Source organism: Bosea sp. (in: a-proteobacteria), from assembly GCF_023953965.1.
Taxonomy (GTDB): Bacteria; Pseudomonadota; Alphaproteobacteria; order Rhizobiales; family Beijerinckiaceae; genus Allobosea.
This window is the reverse complement of sequence record NZ_JAMLIX010000001.1, coordinates 2225312-2243946: the sequence shown is the minus strand read 5'-3', so window position 1 is coordinate 2243946 and position 18635 is coordinate 2225312. Positions and strand designations below refer to the sequence as shown.

Sequence of the window (18635 nt, the reverse complement as noted above, 5' to 3'; positions counted from 1 at the left end):
GCCTTCAGGACTGCGCATCCTCCTCGGCCGGCTCGCGCACTTCGAGCACGGTCAGGCGCTTGACGTCGCCGGAGCGCGTCGTCCAGTCGATCGAGCGGTCGGCGGCCATGCCGATCAGCGCGACGCCGATCGGCGTCATCACCGAGATGCGGTTCTTCTCGATATCGGCATCCTGCGGCCAGACCAGCGTGATCATGCTCTCGCGCTTGGTGCTCTCGTCGCGATAGACGATGCGGCTGCCGATGCGGGCGTGGTCGTGCGAGACGCGGCCCTCCGGCAGGATGCGGGCGCGGTCGAGCTCATCGGTCAGCTCGGCGGCGAGCTCAGGCATGGTGTGGGCCGCGCCGGCCGCGATGCGGCTGAGCATGGCATGGTCCGCGGCCGTGACGGTGATGGCGGGACGCTTGGTGGACATCGGCTCAGGTCTTTCATCGAAAAGGCGAGTACCCGCCGGCGGAGGACGGCCACGCGGCATCAAAGGTCGAACTCGCATGAAACGCAGGAGAGTTAGCGCCCCCCGAACCGGAGGCGCCTAGCGCGACAGGCCCGGGGCTAGAAGCCCGCGATAAGATTGCCCGAGCGGTGCAGGCCGCGGCGGAAGGGAGACGCGCTATTCATCCTTTGAAAATCCGCCAATCGCCGAAGCTTGTCAAATCACGAATGTCTCAAGGCAAATCCTGCCGATCACGGCGCGGATTAACCCGCGGTTAACCTTGTTCGGGCGCTGTGATCATGGTTCCATCCAGCTCTCCCGGGGGGTCTCCATGCGCCTGTCCGTCATCGCAGCTTCGGCCCTGATCAGCCTGGCACCGGCGCTGGCCCAGACCACCGGCTCGATCGCCGTATCCGGCGCCCAGGCGAGGGCAACCCCGGCGAGCGCCTCCTTCGACGTCTTCCTGCAACGGCTGTGGCCGCTGGCGCAGGCGCGCGGCATCTCGCGCGCGACCTTCGACCTCGCCTTCCGCGGCGTGACGCCGGATGCCTCGATCGTCGCGCTGACGAAGAAGCAGTCGGAGTTCAGCGCCCCGATCTGGAGCTATCTGGAGAATGCCGTCGGCGGCGCGCGCATCCAGCGCGGGCGCGAGGCGGCGGCCGAGAATGCCGGCGTGCTTTCCCAGGTCGAGGCGCGCTACGGCGTGCCGAAGGAGATCGTCCTCGGCGTCTGGGGCATGGAGACCAATTACGGCTCCTTCAAGGGCGGCAAGGATGTGATCCGCTCGCTAGCGACGCTGGCCTCGGTCCGCTATCGCGGCGACTTCTTCCGCGACGAGCTCTTGACCGCGCTCGAGCTGATCGAGAAAGGCCATGTCGAGCGCAGCGAATTGCGCGGTTCCTGGGCCGGCGCCATGGGCCACACCCAGTTCATGCCGTCGAGCTACCTGAAATACGCGGTCGACTGGACCGGCGACGGCCATGCCGACATCTGGACCTCCTCGAGCGACGCCATCGCCTCCACCGCCAACTACCTCAAGGGCTATGGCTGGGTGGCGGGGCTGCCCTGGGGCATGGAAGTGACGCTGCCGCAAGGCTTCGACCACCGCCTCGGCAAGGGAAGCTTCTCCGCCTTCGCCTCGGCCGGCATCCGCCGGGCGGACGGGAAAGCCCTGCCCGCCTCCGGCGAGGGCCGGCTGTTCTACCCGGCAGGCCATACCGGCCCGGTGATGCTGCTGACGGCCAATTTCGACGTCATCAAGAAATACAACTCCTCGGACGCCTATGCGCTCGCCGTCGGGCATCTCGGCGACCGGATCGCCGGCCGTGCCGCCCTCCAGGCGAGTTGGCCGACCAAGGCGCCGCGCCTCGACATGGCCGCGACCCGCGACCTCCAGCACCGGCTCAAGGCGCTCGGCCTCTACGAGCACGACGCCGACGGGCGCATCGGCACCGGTACGCGCGAGGCGGTCAGGCGCTACCAGATCGGCGCCGGCGAGATCGCCGACGGCTACCCGACGCCCGCTTTGCTGGCGAGGCTGCGCGCCAAGCGCTGACTCCGGGCCGCGACCGGCCTATAATCAACCGATGCGCCTGCGTTCGCTCGTTATCGTTCTGTGCGCCGCCTGCCTGCTCCTGCTGACGGGCGGGCCGGTCTCGCTCGCCCAGCAGCAGCCACGGCAGCAGCGCAGCCTGTTCCAGCTGTTCTGGCAGCTGCCGGCGCAGCCGCAGCAGGCCCAGCCGCAGCAGCGCCCGCGCAGCGCACCCGTCCGCCGTCGCGAGGCGCCCGTCGTCGTCCGCGACGATCCCGTCATTCCCAAGGTCGATGTCGCGCATCACGTCGTGGTCATGGGCGATTCGCTGGCCAACCTCCTGGCGAACGGGCTGGACGACGCCCTCAACAACCGGCCGGACGTCGCGGTCCTCCACAAGGCCAAGCCCGATTCCGGCCTGGTGCGGACCGATTTCTACGACTGGCCGAAGACGGCCGCCGAGATCCTCGCCGGCGAGCAGAAGCTCAGCATCGGCGTCATGCTGGTCGGCCTCAACGACCGCCAGCCTATCCGCGAGGGCGAGACCGTCCACGAGCCGATGAGCCCGCGCTGGCTCGAGCTCTACCGCGACCGGATCGACATGATCGCGGGCGCCTTCGCGGAGAAGCGCGTCCCGCTGATCTGGGTCGGCGCGCCGCCGGTGCAGAACGGGCGGCTCTCGGCCGATTTCGTCACCTTCAACGAGCTCTACCGCCAGCGCGTCGAGAAGGCGGGCGGGCATTACGTCGATCTCTGGGGCGGCTTCGTCGATGCCGAGAACCGCTATGCCGCGACCGGCCCCGACGTCTCCGGCCAGCCGGTCCGCCTGCGCCTCGGCGACGGCATCCATTTCACCGCCGCCGGCGCCCGCAAGGCCGCCCATTTCGTCGATCTGGTGATCCGCCGCATCATCGAGGCGGCCCCGCAGAACGGCATCGTCGCCCTGCCCGTCTCGCCCGAGACCGGCGCGCCGACGGACCTCGAGCTTCAGCCCGGCGGCGTCGAGCGCCTGATCGACCAGATGGTCGCCGGCCTGCCGACGCTGGGCCTGCCGCCCGCGCTCCAGGCCCGGCCGCTGGCCGGGCCGATCCAGCCGCTCACCGGCCAGAGCGCCGCCGCCGGCCAGCCGCTCATCGCCTCGATCGCGGAGGCGCGCGGCGGCGGCGACGCCGCGCTCAGGCTCGAGCGCGTCTTCGGCCAGGGCATCGCGCCCGACCCGGTGCCGGGGCGCATCGACGATCATCGCTGGCCGCGCTGAGGCAGGCCGTCCGGCCTCACATCGGCAGGATCGTCGCGCCCATCAGCTCCTTGTCGATGGCGTGGGCCGCCTGCCGGCCCTCGCGGATCGCCCAGACCACGAGCGACTGGCCGCGGCGCATGTCGCCCGCCACGAAGACCTTGCCGACGCTCGTCTTGTAGTCGCGGTCGTTGGCGACGACGTTGGCGCGCCGGTCCATCGCCACGCCCGACTGCGCCAGCATGCCCTCGATCACCGAGCCGGAAAAGCCGATGGCGAGGAAGCACAGATCCGCGGGAAGCATGAATTCGGTGCCGGCAATCGGCTTCCTCTTCTCGTCGACGCGGGCGCATTTCACCCTGCTCAGCCGGCCGTTGCGGCCTTCCAGCCCCAGCGTCGCCGCCTGGAACTCGCGCTCGGCCCCTTCGGCCTGCGAGGAGGAGGTGCGGAACTTGGTCGGCCAATAGGGCCAGACGGTGAGCTTGTCCTCGATCTCGGGCGCCATCGGCCGGATGTCGAGCTGCGTCACCGAGAGCGCGCCCTGGCGGAAGGCGGTGCCGACGCAATCCGACGCCGTATCGCCGCCGCCGACCACGACGACATGCTTGCCGGCGGCATTGATCGGCTCGAGGCCGGAGACGTCCTCGCCGCCGCTGCGCTTGTTCTGCTGGACGAGGTAGGGCATCGCGTAATGCACCCCGGCGAGGTTGGTCTCCGGCAGGCCGGGATCGCGCGGCGCCTCCGCCCCGCCCGCCAGCAGCAAGGCGTCGTGCTCGGCCATCAGCGTCGCGAAGGGCAGGTTCACGCCGACATGGGCGCCGTAGTGGAAGGTCACGCCCTCCGCCTCCATCTGCTGCACGCGGCGGTCGATATGCCGCTTCTCCATCTTGAAGTCGGGGATGCCGTAGCGCAGCAGGCCGCCGGCCCTGGCCTCGCGCTCATAGACATGCACGTCGTGGCCGACGCGGGCGAGCTGCTGCGCGGCGGCAAGTCCCGCCGGGCCTGAGCCGACGACGGCGATGCGCTTGCCCGTGCGCTTGCCCGGAATTTCCGGGGCGATCCAGCCTTCCTGCCAGCCCTTGTCGGCGATCGCCTGCTCGATCGTCTTGATCGTCACCGGCATGTTCTCGAGGTTGAGCGTGCAGGCTTCCTCGCAAGGAGCGGGGCAGATGCGGCCGGTGAACTCCGGGAAGTTGTTGGTGGAGTGGAGGTTGCGCAGCGCGTCCTGCCAGCCGCCGGACCAGACCAGCTCGTTCCAGTCCGGGATCTGGTTGTGCACCGGGCAGCCTGTCGGCCCGTGGCAATAGGGCACGCCGCAATCCATGCAGCGCGCCGCCTGCTTGCGGATGTCGCGCTCCTCCAGCGGCAGCGTGAACTCGCGGAAATGCCGGATGCGGTCGCCGGCGAGCTGGTACTTCTGCTCCTGCCGGTCGAATTCGAGAAAACCAGTGACCTTGCCCATGTCGTTTCTCCCGCCCCGCCTTATTCCGCGGCCTGCAGGCTGCGGGCCTCATCCATCTCGCGCAGCGCGCGGCGGTATTCGACCGGCATCACCTTGACGAATTTCGTGCGGTAATCCGCCCAGTTGTCGAGGATGGCGCGGGCGCGCGCCGAGCCGGTGTAGTCGGCATGGTTCGTCAGCATCTGCATCAGGCGCTCCTCGTCATGGCCCGACATGTTGGTCATGTCGATGCGGCCCTTGTGCTCGAGATCGCCGCCGTGATGGTGCAGCCGCTCCATCAGGTCTTCCTCCTCCTCGACCGGTTCGAGATCGACCATCGAGAGGTTGCAGCGCGACTTGAAGCTGCCGTCCTCGTCGAGCACATAGGCGATGCCGCCCGACATGCCGGCCGCGAAGTTGCGGCCCGTCGGCCCGATCACCGCGACGACGCCGCCGGTCATGTATTCGCAGCCATGGTCGCCGGTGCCTTCCACCACCGCGATGGCGCCGGAATTGCGCACCGCGAAGCGCTCGCCGGCGATGCCGCGGAAATAGGCCTCGCCGGCGATCGCGCCGTAGAGCACGGTGTTGCCGACGATGATCGAGCGCTCCGGCACCGCCCTGGTCGCCGGATCGGGCTTCACCACGATCTTGCCGCCCGACAGGCCCTTGCCGACATAGTCGTTGGCCTGGCCGGTGAGCTCCATGGTCACCCCCGCCGCGAGAAAGGCCGCGAAGCTCTGGCCGCAGGTGCCGGTGAGCTTCACCGTGATCGTATCCTCGGGCAGGCCGGCATGGCCGTACTTCTTGGCGACGGCGCCGGAAAGCATCGCCCCCGTCGAGCGGTCGACATTGCTCACCGGCTTCTCGATCACGACCGGCTTGCCGGTCTCGATCGCATCAGCCGCCTCGGCCAGGAACTGGCGGTCGAGGACCTTGTCGATCGGGTGCTTCTGCGCCTCGACATGGCGGATCGCCACGCCCGGCAGGTCGACCTTGTGGAAGAGGCGGCTGAAGTCGAGCCCCCGCGCCTTCCAGTGGGCGATGGCGTCGCGCTTGTCGAGCAGGTCGGAGCGGCCGACGATCTCCTCGATCTTCGTGAAGCCCAGCCGCGCCAGCATCCGGCGAACGTCCTCGGCGACGAAGAAGAAGTAGTTCACCACATGCTCGGGCAGGCCCTTGAAGCGCTTGCGCAGGACGGGATCCTGCGTCGCGACGCCGACCGGGCAGGTGTTGAGATGGCATTTGCGCATCATGATGCAGCCGGCCGCGATCAGGGGCGCGGTCGAGAAACCGAACTCGTCGGCGCCGAGCAGCGCGCCGATGATCACGTCCCGCCCCGTCCGCAACCCGCCGTCGACCTGTAGCGCGACGCGCCCGCGCAGCCGGTTCAGCACCAGCGTCTGCTGCGTCTCGGCCAAGCCGATCTCCCACGGAGAACCCGCATGCTTCAGCGAGGTGAGCGGGCTTGCGCCCGTGCCGCCCTCGAAGCCGGAGATGGTGATGTGGTCGGCGCGCGACTTGGCGACGCCGGCCGCGACCGTGCCGACCCCGATCTCGGAGACGAGCTTCACCGAGACGTCGGCCGCCGGGTTGACGTTCTTCAAATCGAAGATCAGCTGCGCCAGATCCTCGATCGAATAGATGTCGTGATGCGGCGGCGGCGAGATCAGGCCCACGCCCGGCGTCGAATGCCGGGTGCGGGCGATCTTGGCGTCGACCTTGTGGCCGGGAAGCTGGCCGCCCTCGCCGGGCTTGGCGCCTTGAGCCACCTTGATCTGCATCACGTCGGAATTGACGAGGTACTCGGTGGTGACGCCGAAGCGGCCGGACGCGACCTGCTTGATCGCCGAGCGCTTCGAGCGCCCGTCCGGCAGCGGCCTGAAGCGGACCGCCTCCTCGCCGCCCTCGCCGGTGTTGGACTTGCCGCCGATCCGGTTCATCGCGATGGCGAGCGTCTCATGCGCCTCGCGCGAGATCGAGCCGAAGGACATCGCCCCCGTGGCGAAGCGCCTGACGATCTCGGCGGCGGGCTCGACGCTCTCCAGCGGCACGGGCGCGCGCCCGCTGTCCACCGCCATCCTGACCTTGAACAGGCCGCGGATGGTGCTGAGCCGCTCGGCGTCGTCGTTGACCTGCCGGGCGAAGTCCTCGTAGCGGTCCTGCGCGTTGAGGCGCACGGCATGCTGGAGCGCGGCGACCACGTCCGGCTTCCAGACATGGTCCTCGCCGCGGACGCGGTACATGTACTCGCCGCCGATATCGAGGCTGTCGCGGAAGAGCGGCGAGTCGCCGAAGGCGTCGCGATGGCGGCGCAGGCTCTCCTCGGCGATCTCGTCGAGGCCGACGCCCTCGATCGCCGTGCCGGTGCCGAAGAAGAACCGGTCGACGAAGGCGCTCCTCAGGCCGACCGCGTCGAAGATCTGCGCGCCGCAATAGGACTGGTAGGTCGAGATGCCCATCTTGGACATCACCTTGAGCACGCCCTTGCCGACCGACTTGATGTAGCGCTTGACCACCTCCCCGGCATCGACCTCCTCGGGGAAGGCGCCCTCGGCATGCTGGTCGAGCAGGGTGTCGAAGGCGAGATAGGGGTTGATCGCCTCGGCGCCGTAGCCGGCGAGGCAGCAGAAATGATGGATCTCGCGCGGCTCGCCGGATTCGACCACGAGGCCGACCGAGGTGCGAAGCCCCTTGCGGATCAGGTGATGATGCACCGCCGCCGTCGCCAGCAGCGCCGGGATCGGGATGCGGTCCGGCCCGACCTGGCGGTCGGAGAGGATGATGATGTTGTAGCCGCCGTGGACCGCAGCCTCCGCGCGCTCGCACAGCCGCTCCACCGCGCCTTCCATGCCGGCCGCACCCTCGCGCGCCGGATAGGTGAAGTCGATCGTCTTGGTGTCGAAGCGATCCTCGTAATGGCCGATGCAGCGGATCTTCTCGAGATCGTCATTGGTCAGGATCGGGGTGCGCACCTCGAGCCGCTTGCGCCGCGAGGTGCCTTCGAGGTCGAGGATGTTCGGGCGCGGCCCGATGAAGGAGAGCAGGCTCATCACCAGCTCCTCGCGGATCGGATCGATCGGCGGGTTCGTCACCTGCGCGAAATTCTGCTTGAAATAGGTGTAGAGCAGCTTCGACTTCGACGAGAGGGCCGAGATCGGCGTGTCGGTGCCCATTGAGCCGACGGCTTCCTGCCCGGTCACCGCCATCGGCGCCATCAGGAGGCGGACATCCTCGGTGGTGTAGCCGAAAGCCTGCTGGCGATCGATCAGCGGCACGTCGGTGCGCGAGGCGCGCGCCTCGACCGGCGGCAGCTCCTCCAGCACGATCTGCGTCCGCTTCAGCCAGTCCCTGTAGGGATTGGCGAGGCAAAGCGACGTCTTGATCTCGTCGTCGCCGATGATGCGGCCCTGATCGAGGTCGATCAGCAGCATCTTGCCGGGCTGGAGCCGCCACTTCTCGACGATCTTCTCCTCCGGGATCGGCAGCACGCCGAATTCGGAGGCGAGCACGACGAGCCCGTCATCGGTGACGAGATAGCGCGCCGGTCTCAGGCCGTTGCGGTCGAGGGTCGCGCCGATCTGGCGCCCGTCGGTGAAGGCGATCGCGGCCGGCCCGTCCCAGGGCTCCATCAGCGCGGCGTGGTACTCGTAGAAGGCGCGCCGCTCCTCGTTCATCAGCGGGTTGCCGGCCCAGGCCTCGGGCACCAGCATCATCATCGCATGCGCCAGCGAATAGCCGCCCTGCACCAGGAATTCGAGTGCGTTGTCGAAGCAGGCGGTGTCCGACTGGCCCTCGTAGGAGATCGGCCAGAGCTTCGAGATGTCCGAGCCGAACAGGTCGGAATCGACGCTCGCCTGCCGCGCCGCCATCCAGTTGACGTTGCCGCGCAGCGTGTTGATCTCGCCGTTATGCGCGACCATCCGATAAGGGTGGGCGAGCCGCCAGGACGGGAAGGTGTTGGTGGCGAAGCGCTGGTGGACCAGCGCGATCGCGCTCTCGAAGCGCTCGTCCTGGAGATCCTTGAAGTAGGAGCCGAGCTGGTTCACCAGCACCATGCCCTTGTAGACGATGGTGCGGCAGGACATCGAGACGGGGTAGTATTCCGCCGTCTTGCGCTCCTGATGCCTGTAGACCTTGTTCGAGACCGACTTGCGCAGGACATAGACCTGGCGCTCGAACTCGTCCTCGCTCGCGATGTCGTCGGGGCGGCCGACGAAGAGCTGGCGATGCACCGGCTCGGTCGCCAGCACCGCCTGGCCGAGGTCGCCGTTGTCGACCGGCACGTCGCGCCAGCCGAGGAAGACAAGCCCCTCCTCGGCCACGGTCTGGGCGATGATCTCCTCGCACATCGCGCGTGCGGCGGGATCGCGCGGCATGAAGAACTGGCCGATGGCGTAGAAGCCGGGCCGCGGCAGGGCGATGCCGAGCTTGCCCGCCTCTTCCTCGAAGAAGCGGCGCGGAATCTGCACCAGGATGCCGCAGCCGTCGCCGAGCTTCGGATCGGCGCCGACCGCGCCGCGGTGGTCGAGATTGTGCAGGATCTGCAAGCCCTGCTGCACGATGGCGTGGCTCTTGCGGTTCTTCATGTCGGCGATGAAGCCGACGCCGCAGGAATCCTTCTCGTTGACGGGATCGTAGAGGCCCTGGCGCAGCGGCAGAGCCGGATCGCGCACGGCGGGAAAACCCTCGAAACCTTCTGCCCCGTTGACTCGGCTGGTCGCGCTCATCGTCAAACCTCACCCTAAGAACCCCGCTGGCTCCTCACCGGCGGACAAACCCGTCAGTCACGGTTCCCGTCCCGCGGCCACCCCGGCGCGGCCATCGCAGGCGGCGGCAGGGCTGAAGGCCGGGGCGGGCCGTCATCGTCTCGTCGGAGGCTTACTTGCGCTTCGTTTCCACCGCGCCCGCGTCCTCCGCAGGCGTCTCGGGCGTCTCGCCCGCTCGCTCCTGCTCAGGCCGTCGTTTTACGGACGCGCGTACGTGTGGCTTCGGCGGTATTGGCCCGGCCCCTCGTCATGCTCCGCTCCATCGCGACGGCGCGACCCAAGGCTGGAACAGCTTCGGTCAGCGCGGTGAAAAATGGGACAGCAACACTGTCCTATTACGGTGAACTTGCCAGAATTCCAATCTGCGCACAAGCGCCGATTTCGCGCCGCAGCGAAATTTTATTGCAAAATCGAATCCACACCCGACATTTCCGGCAAGAAAGCCCGACTGCGACAGACCGGTTCTTGTTTCACGCACCGAAACGTCCGCTCCGTCATTGCGAGCGCAAAAAGCAATCCAGGGGGACCGGGTGAGGCACTCAACCCCGTCCTCCCCTGGATTGCTGCGTCGCGTCGCTCCCCGCCATGACGATGCCGGCCAGCGCCGCACGCAAAGCCGCTCTCCGCCCTCGCCGCTTGGCAGGAGCGCGTCGTCCGCCTAACCCTCGCTGATGGATTTCTTCAGCGACAATTCCGTCGGCGCCAGCCCCCGCGTCATGGCCGCGCTCGCCGCCGCCAATGCCGGTTCCTCCACCTCCTACGGCAAGGACGCATGGACAACCCGCGTCGAGGCGCGTTTCGCCACGCTCTTCGAGCGCAAGGTCTCGGCCTTCCTCGTTCTCACCGGCACGGCGGCGAACGCGCTGGCGCTCGCCAGCATCGTCCGGCCCTGGGGCGCGATCCTCGCCCATGAGGAGGCGCATGTCGTCGAGGACGAATGCGGCGCGCCCGAATTCTTCAGCGACGGCGCCAAGCTCGTCGACCTGCCCGGCACCGGCGCCAAGCTGACGCCGCAGGCGGTGACGAAGACGCTCTCGCACTTACGCGCCGGCGATGTCCATCACGTCCAGGCCCAGGCGCTGACGATCACCCAGGCCACCGAATGCGGCACGGTCTATACGCCCGCCGAGGTACGCGCCCTGAAGGAAGCCATCACGCCGCGCGGCCTCAAGCTGCATATGGACGGCGCCCGCTTCGCCAATGCGCTCGTCACGCTCGGCTGCACCGCGGCCGAGATCACCTGGAAGGCCGGCGTCGACGTCCTCTCCTTCGGCGGCACCAAGAACGGCGCGCTCGCCGCCGAGGCCGTGATCTTCTTCGACCCGGCCGATGCGGAAGAGATGACATGGCGGCGCAAGCGCGCCGGGCAGACGCTGTCGAAGGGCCGCTTCCTCGGCGCCCAGTTCGACGCCCTGCTGGCGCAGGATCACTGGCTCGACCTCGCCCGCCACGCCAACGCCTGCGCAAGGCGGCTGGCCGAAGCGGTCGCCAAGGGCGGCGCGGCGCGCCTGGCCTGGCCCTGCGAGGCGAACGAGGTCTTCCTCGTCCTGCCGCCCGCCGTCCGGCAGCGCCTGAAGGCCGCCGGCATCGGCTATCACGACTGGTCGGCCCGCTCGCTGGCGCCGGAGGCAGCCCTGAAGGATGGCGAGATCGTCGGGCGCTTCGTCATGTCGTTTGCGACCGAACCGGCGCATGTCGAGCGCCTGATCGCCGCGATCGCGGGCTGAACGGGCGTATTTCCAGCCCGTTTCCAGCCCCATGCCCGCCGCATTCCTTAACAAGATTATGCGCTGGACAGTCAGTCGCTAAGGGAACAGGCATGGCCAATCGTTCGACCGCACGGGCGCACATCGCGCTGATGGGCCTGGTCGTGGCCGGCGCCGTCGCCGGCACGGCGGGCACCGCTGCCGCCCAGTATTACTATTACTACGACGTTCCATACCCGATCTATGGCTACGGCTATCGCTATGATTACGGCTACGCGCCGCCCGTGCCGGCTCCGGTCTCGCCCCGAGCGGTCAGCCGCATCGCGGCACGCGACTACGGCCTCGTCCGGATCGAGCGCTCGATCCGGCGCGACGACACCTATATCCTCGACGGCGTCACGGCCGGCGGGCAGCGCCAGCGCCTGATCCTCGACGCCTATGCCGGCGAGTTGATCCGCCGCATCCCCCTGCGGCGCCAGCCCGCCCCGGGCATCGCCCGCGCCGACCCGCGCGAGGAGCATGGAGCCCCGCGCCAGCGCCTCACGCCCCGGCCGCCCGAGCGGCCAACCGCGCTGAAGCCGCCGGGAGAGGCCAACGCGCCGGCGACGGTTACACCGCCCGCGCCCGCCATGCCGCCGGCGCCCGAACCGGTGAAACCGGCCGAAACGCCACCCGCCGAAGCCAGCGCGCCGGCGACGACCTCGCCGCCTCCACCCGCAGCACTACCCGCGCCCGAGCCGGCGAAGCCAGCCGAAACCGCCCCCGCCGAGGCCAGTGCGCCTGCGACGGTGGTGCCGCCCCCCGAGGCGCCGTCCCTCCCGCCCGTGCAGCATATCGACCCGGCCCCGTCCACACCCCGGCCCGAGACGCCGATCGCCCCGGTCGCTCCGCTGGATTAGCCGGGAGCGCAACGACGAAAAAAGGCTCCCGTTTCCGGGAGCCTTCCGCCTTCGTCGAAAGCGTCGCGTTGCTTACGCGGCCTTGGCTTCGAGGATCTTGGCCGCGCTGCCGGCGCCGATCGGGATCTGGCGCGGCTTCTTGGCCTCGGGGATCTCGCGCACGAGGTCGATATGGAGCAGGCCGTTCTCGAGGCTAGCCCCCGTCACCTGGACGTAGTCGGCGAGCTGGAAGCGGCGCTCGAAGGCGCGCGCGGCGATGCCCTGATGCAGGACCTCGCGCTTCTCGGCCCCCTCGGCGGACTGCTTCTCGCCCTTGACGGTGAGCGCGTTTTCCTTGGATTCGATGGAGAGGTCACCTTCGCCGAAGCCCGCGACCGCGATGGTGATGCGGTAGGCGTTCTCGGCGGTCCGCTCGATATTGTAGGGCGGGTAGCTCGGCGCGGCGTCGTTGCTGGTCGCCTGGTCGAGGAGATTGAACAGACGGTCGAAGCCGACGGTCGAGCGATAGAGCGGGGAAAGATCGAAATGACGCATGATATGTCCTCCGAAGAAGCGACAATGGGGCGATCCGCCTCGTCTGAGCGCGGACCTGGGTCGGGTTTCGCGCAGCCGGTTCTAAGCCTGCGCAGAGTTGATCTGGGGAGCCGTCCCGGCTTTTCAAGAGCCGGTTTCGCCAGGCGTCGATAAGTTCGGCGCCGATAGGTTTTGGCAGGATATCGCGTGCAGGATGGCGAGGATTCGCCGGCCCACGCGGCCGCGACGCGGAGCGCATGATGGCCGAGGCCAGTTTTTTCGCCGATCCGGATTATCCCGTTCCCGGGCACGGCAAGGTCTGGCTCGCCACGACGCAGGACGGCGCCGCCTTGCGCTTCGCCAGCTGGCGCCCGACCAGAAGGCCGGTGCGCGGCACGGTCGTCCTCGTCCAGGGCCGGGCCGAGTTCATCGAGCGCTACAGCGAGACGATCGCGGAGCTGCGCCGCCGCGGCTTCCATGTGCTCGCCTTCGACTGGCGCGGCCAGGGCGGCTCGCAGCGCTTCGTCCGGCGCCGGCGCAAGGGCCATGTCGGGCGGCTCAAGCATTACCAGGCCGATCTGGCGCTGGCGATGAACGAGATGCGGTCCAGGCTCCCCGCGCCCTATTTCGTCCTCGCCCATTCGATGGGCGCGGCGCTGTGCCTCGACGCAGCCCGCTTCGGGCGCCTGCCGGTCTCGCGCATGGTCGCGCTCGCACCAATGCTCGGCATCGCGATGATCCCGCATCCGGGCCGGGCGAAGGTCCTGGCGGGCCTGTTCTACTGGCTCGGCCTCGGCCGGGCCTTCGTGCCGGGCGGCGGCGACACCGCGATCGCGACGAGGCCCTTCGAGGGCAACCGGCTGACGGCCGACCCGGCCCGCTATGCCCGCAACAGCGCGCTTTCGGCGGCGGCGCGCGAGCTCAGCATCGGCGACCCCACTGTCGCCTGGGTCAGGACCGCCTTCCGCCTGATGGCGAGGCTCGCCGCGCCCTCGGCCGCGCTGGAGGTGAAGGTGCCGACGCTCGTCATCGCCGCCGGGCGCGATCCGGTCGTCTCGACGCCGGCGATCGAGCGCTTCGCGGCGCGGCTCAAGACCGGCCCGGCGCTGGTCCTGCCGGAGGCGCGCCATGAGATCCTGATGGAGAGCGACGAAATCCGCGCCCGGTTCTGGGCCGCCTTCGACGCCTTCATCCCCGGCGAGGACCAGCCCCTGCCCGACTCAGCCGGCCAGCAGCGCGAGGGCGGCCTCATGCAGCGCCTTGCTGCCGGCCGCGACGATCCGGCCGCCGCCGGCGGCGCTGCCGCCGTCCCATGAGGTGACGACGCCGCCCGCCCCCTCGATGATCGGGATCAGCGCCACGATGTCGTAGGGCTTGAGGCCGCTCTCGATCACGAGGTCGACATGGCCGGCGGCGAGCATGCAATAGGCGTAGCAGTCGCAGCCATAGCGCGAGAGCCTGACCTTGCCTTCGACGCGGGCGAAGGCTTGCGCCTCCGCGCCCTTGAACATCCCCGGCGAGGTCGTCATCAGCGTCGCCGCGCCAAGATCGGCGACCGGACGCGTGCGCAGCTTCCTCGGCCCGCCCGGCCCCTCGTAGCGTGCTTCGTGGCCGTCGCCGCAGAAGCGCTCGCCCGAGAAGGGCTGGTGCATCATTCCGTAGACCGGCTGGCCCTTGCGCGTCAGCCCGATCAGCGTCCCCCAGACCGGGATGCCCGAGATGAAGGCGCGCGTCCCGTCGATCGGATCGAGCACCCAGACATATTCCGCATCGGTGTTCTCACTGCCGAACTCCTCGCCGAGCACGCCATGCGCGGGGAACTGCCGCCGGATCAGGTGGCGCATCACCGATTCGCCGGCTCGGTCCGCCTCGGTCACGGGATCGAACACCCCGCCCCGCGACTTGTCCTCCGTCGCATGATGCGCCCGGAAAAAGGGCAGGATCGCGCGCCCCGACTGCGTCGCCAGATCCGCGACGAAAGCGCCGAAATCGACTGCGCTCATGAATGGCCTCTCCCGTTTGCTGCTTTGCAGCATCGACTCCGCAGAATGCCCACCGATCCGGGCCCGGAAGCGGAAATATCCGAAAAACCCCAGTGTTTCATGCCAACACCATGCACCTGATGCATGGCGCCCCCGATTCCTTCCGATTCCGCTTGCGTTTTGCGACGCACTCTCATATTGTGCACTGCGAAGGGGAGATGACCTCAAACCTTCGTTGCCCTCCTTGGGCGTTTCCTCCCTAGACTTGGGCCGCCACGTCAGTGTGCGGCCCTTTTTTCTTGGATGTCGCCGCCGCTATTCGGCGGCCTCGCGTCCTTCGTCGAGCCAGCCGCTCCAGCGCGCGAAGCAATCCGCCATCGCCTTCGCCATCGCCCGCTCGATCGCCTCGAAGCCGCCATGCGGTTCCAGCGTCGCCTCGTTCATGTAGAGCGCCCGGTTCACCTCGATCTGGAGCGCGTGCACGCCCGCCGCCGGCGCGCCGTAATGCTCGGTGATGAAGCCGCCTGCATAGGGCCGGTTGCGCGTGACGCTGAGGCCGAGCCGCGCGAAGGCCTGTTCGGCGATGTCGCAGACGTAAGCCGCCGCGCTGGTGCCGAAGCGGTCGCCCAGGATGATGTCGGATTTCGCCGGTCCGTCGCGGTCGAGCCCGGCCGAGGGCATCGAATGCGCATCGACCAGGATGCAGGTGCCGAACAGCCCTTGCGTGCGCTGGACGAGGCCGCGCAAGGCCGCATGATAGGGGCGGTAGAGCCCGTCGATGCGCGAAAGCCCCTCCTGGATCGGGATCCGCCCGGGATAGATCTCCTGCCCGTCGCCGACGATGCGCGGGATGGTCCCGAGCCCGCCGGCGACGCGCATCGAGCGCGTATTGGCGAAGGGCGGCACCCGGCCCTCGAACATGCGCGGATCGAGCTCGTAGGGCTCGCGGTTGACGTCGAGATAGGCGCGCGGGAACTGCGCCACCAGAAGCGGCGCGCCAAGCGCCACGCTGTGCGCGAACAGCCGGTCGACATAGGCATCCTCGGAGCGCCTGAGGCCGCGCAGCGGCAGCCGCGCGCCGGCGACGAAGCCGCTCGGATAGCGCCGCCCGGCATGGGGCACGTCGACCACCACCGGCACGAGCTGGAGCGCCGGCTGGTACAGGCTGAAGGGCCGCTCGATCTCGGCGACGACATCGTCGGGAGCGGGCGGAAGCGGGGCGCAGGGCGGGTTCATCGCCTGCGAGAGAAGCACACAAACCGCAGCGGTTGAAGCGCTCTCGCGAGGCCCGAAAATCCACCATCGGATTCACGGGTTGTTTACCATGATGCGGCGTTATGGAAAGACATGGTTCCAACTGAGCGGAGGGGTGATTACCCAGCCGTTCCAGGTCCGGCCTCGAGTCGGGCGCCAGACGTTATTGAAACACACAGGTCTCCGGGACGGACAGATCAGCCCCATGACGAAGATACTGCTCGCGGAAGACGACAACGACATGCGTCGCTTCCTGGTCAAGGCCCTGCAGAACGCGGGCTACGATGTCGCTTCCTTCGACAACGGCCTTTCGGCCTACAACCGCCTGCGCGAGGAGCCCTTCGAGCTCCTGCTGACGGACATCGTCATGCCGGAGATGGACGGCATCGAGCTGGCGCGCCGGGCGACCGAGCTCGATCCGGACATCAAGGTGATGTTCATCACGGGCTTCGCCGCCGTGGCGCTGAACCCCGATTCGCAAACGCCGAAGGATGCCAAGGTCTTGTCCAAGCCCTTCCACCTGCGTGAGCTGGTCAACGAGGTCGAGAAGCTGCTGGCGGCCTGAGGGGCCGGCGGCCGCCGCGAATTTCTGCGGCGGGTGCCTTGCAACCGGCGAGGCGAGCCGCTATAGCCGCCTCACCTCGCAGCGTGACCGCGGCCCGCACGGCCCGGCCACGTTTCCGTAAAGTCGCCTCGGGCGGCGATAAGGGCGCGTAGCTCAGCGGGAGAGCACTACGTTGACATCGTAGGGGTCACAGGTTCGATCCCTGTCGCGCCCACCATTTTCGAGAGGCCCTGCAAGTCGTCGGACTTGTGGGGCCTTTCGCCTTTGCGCCCTCGATCCTTTAAAATCGGGAGCGGCGATTGCAGCCGGTGGCGCAGCCACCCCCAGTAACCACTCAGTGAATGCCTTACGAGGATTGCCGATCCCGCTGCGCGCCGTGGAGCCGACCGAGCCGATCAGCATGATGCTTCACAAATTCTGACGAAGCACTCTCGCGGGCCGCAGCCCGTCGACATAGTGTGATATCGTTTCGACGCAGCCGGGAATGCTCCTGGCTGCGTCTTCCATATCGACGAGAGTGACGATGCAATCTCTGGCAAGTGAACGAGCTGAAGCACCTCCCTTTATTCCCTCGCTCCGGGATCCTTCGCTGCTGCGCGGGACGAACTACATCGATGGTCAGTGGGTCGGTGCCGACGACGGGGCTGTGACGGCCGTCGTGAACCCCGCCACGGGCCGGCAGATCGGCACCGTCCCGGCGATGGGCGTGGCCGAAACCCGACGGGCGATCGAGGCCGCCCAGGCTGCCTTCCCCAAATGGCGGGCCTTGCTCGCGAGCGAGCGAGGCAAGATCATCCGAAAGCTCGCCGAGCTGATGGTGGCGAACGCCGACGATCTGGCGGCAATCCTGACAGCCGAGCAAGGCAAGCCGCTCGCGGAAGCGAAGGGCGAGATCGTTTATGCCGCGGCCTTCTTCGAATGGTTCGCGGAGGAGGCCCGTCGCGTCTATGGCGAGACCATACCGCCTCATACCCAGAACCGGCGGGTTCTGGTGACGAAGGAGCCCATCGGCGTTTTCGCCGCGATCACGCCCTGGAATTTCCCGTCCGCCATGATCACCCGCAAGGCCGGGCCGGCATGGGCCGCCGGTTGCACGGGCATTGTCCGGCCCGCGAGCCAGACACCCTATTCGGCTCTGGCGATCGCGGTATTGGCGGAACAGGCGGGAATGCCGCCGGGCGTCTGCAACGTCATCACCGGCCCTGCCAGCGTCACGGGCGGGGAGCTCACGGGCAACCCGATCGTCAGGAAGCTCTCGTTCACCGGCTCGACGGAAGTCGGCCGCACGCTGCTGCAGCAATGCGCGGCCACGGTCAAGAAGACGTCGATGGAGCTTGGCGGCAACGCGCCCTTCATCGTCTTCGACGATGCGGATCTCGATGAGGCCGTCAAAGGCGTGATGATGTCGAAATACCGCAATTCGGGGCAGACCTGCGTTTGCGCCAATCGGATCTTCGTCCAGGACGGCGTCTTCGACGCCTTCGTCGCGAAGCTGAAGGTGGCTGTCGCCGGGCTGCAGGTCGGGGACGGCACTTCGCCCGGCGTGACGCAGGGCCCGCTCATCAACGAGGCGGCGGTCCGGAAGGTCGAGGAGCACATCAAGGACGCCGTGGCGAAGGGCGCGACCGTCGTTCTGGGCGGCGCTCGCCATGCCCTGGGCGGCGGCTTCTTTCAGCCCACGATCCTGGCCGACGTTTCCCGCGATGCCATCGTGTTTCAGGAAGAAACCTTCGGACCGATCGCTCCGCTGTTCCGCTTCCATAACGAAGAGGAAGCGATCAAGCTCGCCAACGACACGCCCTTCGGCCTCGCCAGCTACTTCTATGCGCGTGATGTCGGGCGCATTTTCCGCGTCGCCGAGCAGCTCGAGTTCGGCATCATCGGCATCAACGAGGGGCTGATCTCGACGGCCGAGGTGCCGTTCGGCGGCGTCAAGGAAAGCGGGCTGGGGCGCGAAGGCAGCCGGCACGGGATCGACGAGTATCTGGAGCTGAAATACATGGCCGTCGGCGGTCTCGGCGCACGGTAGCACGTCGACCGGAAAGAACCGGCGGCTCGCCTTGACGATATCGGTTCAAAAGACAGCCCGGCGGTGCACTGGCGCCGCCGGGCCTTTTCGTTTCCGGCAACCTGCCGGCGTGCCCCGCCTCGGTCGATATGAAGCGCTATTATATAGTCTTGCGCTGACGGCTGTGCGGACGCTGCGGCCGAAGTTAAATTCTTTAACGTTTTGACGGAAGCGTATCCTGCGTTTGCGCGATAGTTCTGGCATTCGGTAATGTAGACGGTTTCGACGAGGGTGCCG

13 protein-coding genes and 1 tRNA gene are annotated in these 18635 nt (G+C 68.1%); 8 read left to right on the top strand and 6 right to left on the bottom strand.

Annotated elements, in window-relative coordinates:
* Positions 1 to 4: 4 nt before the first annotated feature.
* On the bottom strand, positions 5 to 415 hold the full coding sequence (rnk, locus tag M9917_RS10310) for a nucleoside diphosphate kinase regulator (RefSeq protein WP_297253366.1): 411 nt from the start codon (positions 413 to 415) through the stop codon (positions 5 to 7).
* Positions 416 to 764: 349 nt separating this feature from the next.
* On the opposite strand from rnk, the gene M9917_RS10305 reads away from it, so the two are divergent.
* Together M9917_RS10305 and M9917_RS10300 are read left to right on the top strand one after the other, a co-directional pair.
* Entirely contained in the window at positions 765 to 1988 is a 1224-nt protein-coding gene (locus M9917_RS10305; RefSeq protein ID WP_297253364.1) for a lytic murein transglycosylase, read from the top strand.
* Between the two features lie 31 nt (positions 1989 to 2019).
* Complete coding sequence (locus M9917_RS10300) at positions 2020 to 3222, top strand: SGNH/GDSL hydrolase family protein (protein WP_297253362.1); 1203 nt, start codon at positions 2020 to 2022, stop codon at positions 3220 to 3222.
* A 16-nt stretch (positions 3223 to 3238) separates the two neighbouring features.
* On the opposite strand, the gene M9917_RS10295 is transcribed toward M9917_RS10300, so the two are convergent.
* Both M9917_RS10295 and gltB read right to left on the bottom strand, forming a co-directional pair.
* A complete protein-coding gene (locus M9917_RS10295) occupies positions 3239 to 4663 on the bottom strand; it encodes a glutamate synthase subunit beta (RefSeq protein ID WP_297253360.1) in 1425 nt (474 codons plus the stop codon).
* Positions 4664 to 4683: 20 nt separating this feature from the next.
* Positions 4684 to 9372 carry a glutamate synthase large subunit gene (gltB, locus tag M9917_RS10290; RefSeq protein WP_297253358.1) on the bottom strand — a complete coding sequence of 1563 codons (4689 nt, stop codon included), beginning with the start codon at positions 9370 to 9372 and terminating at the stop codon, positions 4684 to 4686.
* 710 nt (positions 9373 to 10082) lie between these two features.
* Between gltB and M9917_RS10285 the strand changes: the two genes are divergently transcribed.
* Both M9917_RS10285 and M9917_RS10280 read left to right on the top strand, forming a co-directional pair.
* The gene (locus tag M9917_RS10285; RefSeq protein ID WP_297253356.1) at positions 10083 to 11138 is read left to right on the top strand and encodes a threonine aldolase family protein; all 1056 of its coding nucleotides are present in this window, start codon (positions 10083 to 10085) and stop codon (positions 11136 to 11138) included.
* A 92-nt stretch (positions 11139 to 11230) separates the two neighbouring features.
* Positions 11231 to 12016 carry a hypothetical protein gene (locus M9917_RS10280; protein WP_297253354.1) on the top strand — a complete coding sequence of 262 codons (786 nt, stop codon included), beginning with the start codon at positions 11231 to 11233 and terminating at the stop codon, positions 12014 to 12016.
* 72 nt (positions 12017 to 12088) lie between these two features.
* On the opposite strand, the gene M9917_RS10275 is transcribed toward M9917_RS10280, so the two are convergent.
* On the bottom strand, positions 12089 to 12550 hold the full coding sequence (locus M9917_RS10275) for an Hsp20 family protein (protein ID WP_297253352.1): 462 nt from the start codon (positions 12548 to 12550) through the stop codon (positions 12089 to 12091).
* A gap of 239 nt (positions 12551 to 12789) precedes the next feature.
* Here M9917_RS10275 and M9917_RS10270 point away from each other — a divergent pair, with 239 nt between their 5' ends.
* A complete protein-coding gene (locus M9917_RS10270) occupies positions 12790 to 13845 on the top strand; it encodes an alpha/beta fold hydrolase (RefSeq protein WP_297253350.1) in 1056 nt (351 codons plus the stop codon).
* Here the strand turns inward: M9917_RS10270 and hisN are convergent.
* Both hisN and M9917_RS10260 read right to left on the bottom strand, forming a co-directional pair.
* Positions 13750 to 14532, bottom strand: a complete 783-nt coding sequence (gene hisN / locus M9917_RS10265) for a histidinol-phosphatase (RefSeq protein ID WP_297253348.1) — start codon at positions 14530 to 14532, stop codon at positions 13750 to 13752. The genes M9917_RS10270 and hisN overlap by 96 nt on opposite strands.
* Positions 14533 to 14826: 294 nt before the next feature.
* Positions 14827 to 15747: an N-formylglutamate amidohydrolase gene (locus tag M9917_RS10260; protein WP_297253346.1), complete on the bottom strand. Its 921-nt coding sequence runs from the start codon at positions 15745 to 15747 to the stop codon at positions 14827 to 14829.
* 223 nt (positions 15748 to 15970) lie between these two features.
* Between M9917_RS10260 and cpdR the strand changes: the two genes are divergently transcribed.
* From cpdR to M9917_RS10245, 3 genes are all read left to right on the top strand, one after another.
* Entirely contained in the window at positions 15971 to 16330 is a 360-nt protein-coding gene (cpdR, locus tag M9917_RS10255; protein WP_038363805.1) for a cell cycle two-component system response regulator CpdR, read from the top strand.
* A gap of 142 nt (positions 16331 to 16472) precedes the next feature.
* A tRNA-Val gene (locus tag M9917_RS10250) sits at positions 16473 to 16547 on the top strand.
* Positions 16548 to 16853: 306 nt separating this feature from the next.
* Complete coding sequence (locus M9917_RS10245; RefSeq protein ID WP_297253336.1) at positions 16854 to 18359, top strand: NAD-dependent succinate-semialdehyde dehydrogenase; 1506 nt, start codon at positions 16854 to 16856, stop codon at positions 18357 to 18359.
* Positions 18360 to 18635 lie beyond the last annotated feature (276 nt).

Coding starts and splice junctions, on each gene's coding strand:
- rnk (WP_297253366.1), bottom strand. CDS start 415: ATGTCCACCAAGCGTCCCGCCATCACCGTCACGGCCGCGGACCATGCC.
- M9917_RS10285 (WP_297253356.1), top strand. CDS start 10,083: ATGGATTTCTTCAGCGACAATTCCGTCGGCGCCAGCCCCCGCGTCATG.
- M9917_RS10295 (WP_297253360.1), bottom strand. CDS start 4,663: ATGGGCAAGGTCACTGGTTTTCTCGAATTCGACCGGCAGGAGCAGAAG.
- M9917_RS10270 (WP_297253350.1), top strand. CDS start 12,790: ATGGCCGAGGCCAGTTTTTTCGCCGATCCGGATTATCCCGTTCCCGGG.
- M9917_RS10275 (WP_297253352.1), bottom strand. CDS start 12,550: ATGCGTCATTTCGATCTTTCCCCGCTCTATCGCTCGACCGTCGGCTTC.
- M9917_RS10280 (WP_297253354.1), top strand. CDS start 11,231: ATGGCCAATCGTTCGACCGCACGGGCGCACATCGCGCTGATGGGCCTG.
- M9917_RS10305 (WP_297253364.1), top strand. CDS start 765: ATGCGCCTGTCCGTCATCGCAGCTTCGGCCCTGATCAGCCTGGCACCG.
- gltB (WP_297253358.1), bottom strand. CDS start 9,372: ATGAGCGCGACCAGCCGAGTCAACGGGGCAGAAGGTTTCGAGGGTTTT.
- M9917_RS10260 (WP_297253346.1), bottom strand. CDS start 15,747: ATGAACCCGCCCTGCGCCCCGCTTCCGCCCGCTCCCGACGATGTCGTC.
- M9917_RS10245 (WP_297253336.1), top strand. CDS start 16,854: ATGCAATCTCTGGCAAGTGAACGAGCTGAAGCACCTCCCTTTATTCCC.
- M9917_RS10300 (WP_297253362.1), top strand. CDS start 2,020: ATGCGCCTGCGTTCGCTCGTTATCGTTCTGTGCGCCGCCTGCCTGCTC.
- hisN (WP_297253348.1), bottom strand. CDS start 14,532: ATGAGCGCAGTCGATTTCGGCGCTTTCGTCGCGGATCTGGCGACGCAG.
- cpdR (WP_038363805.1), top strand. CDS start 15,971: ATGACGAAGATACTGCTCGCGGAAGACGACAACGACATGCGTCGCTTC.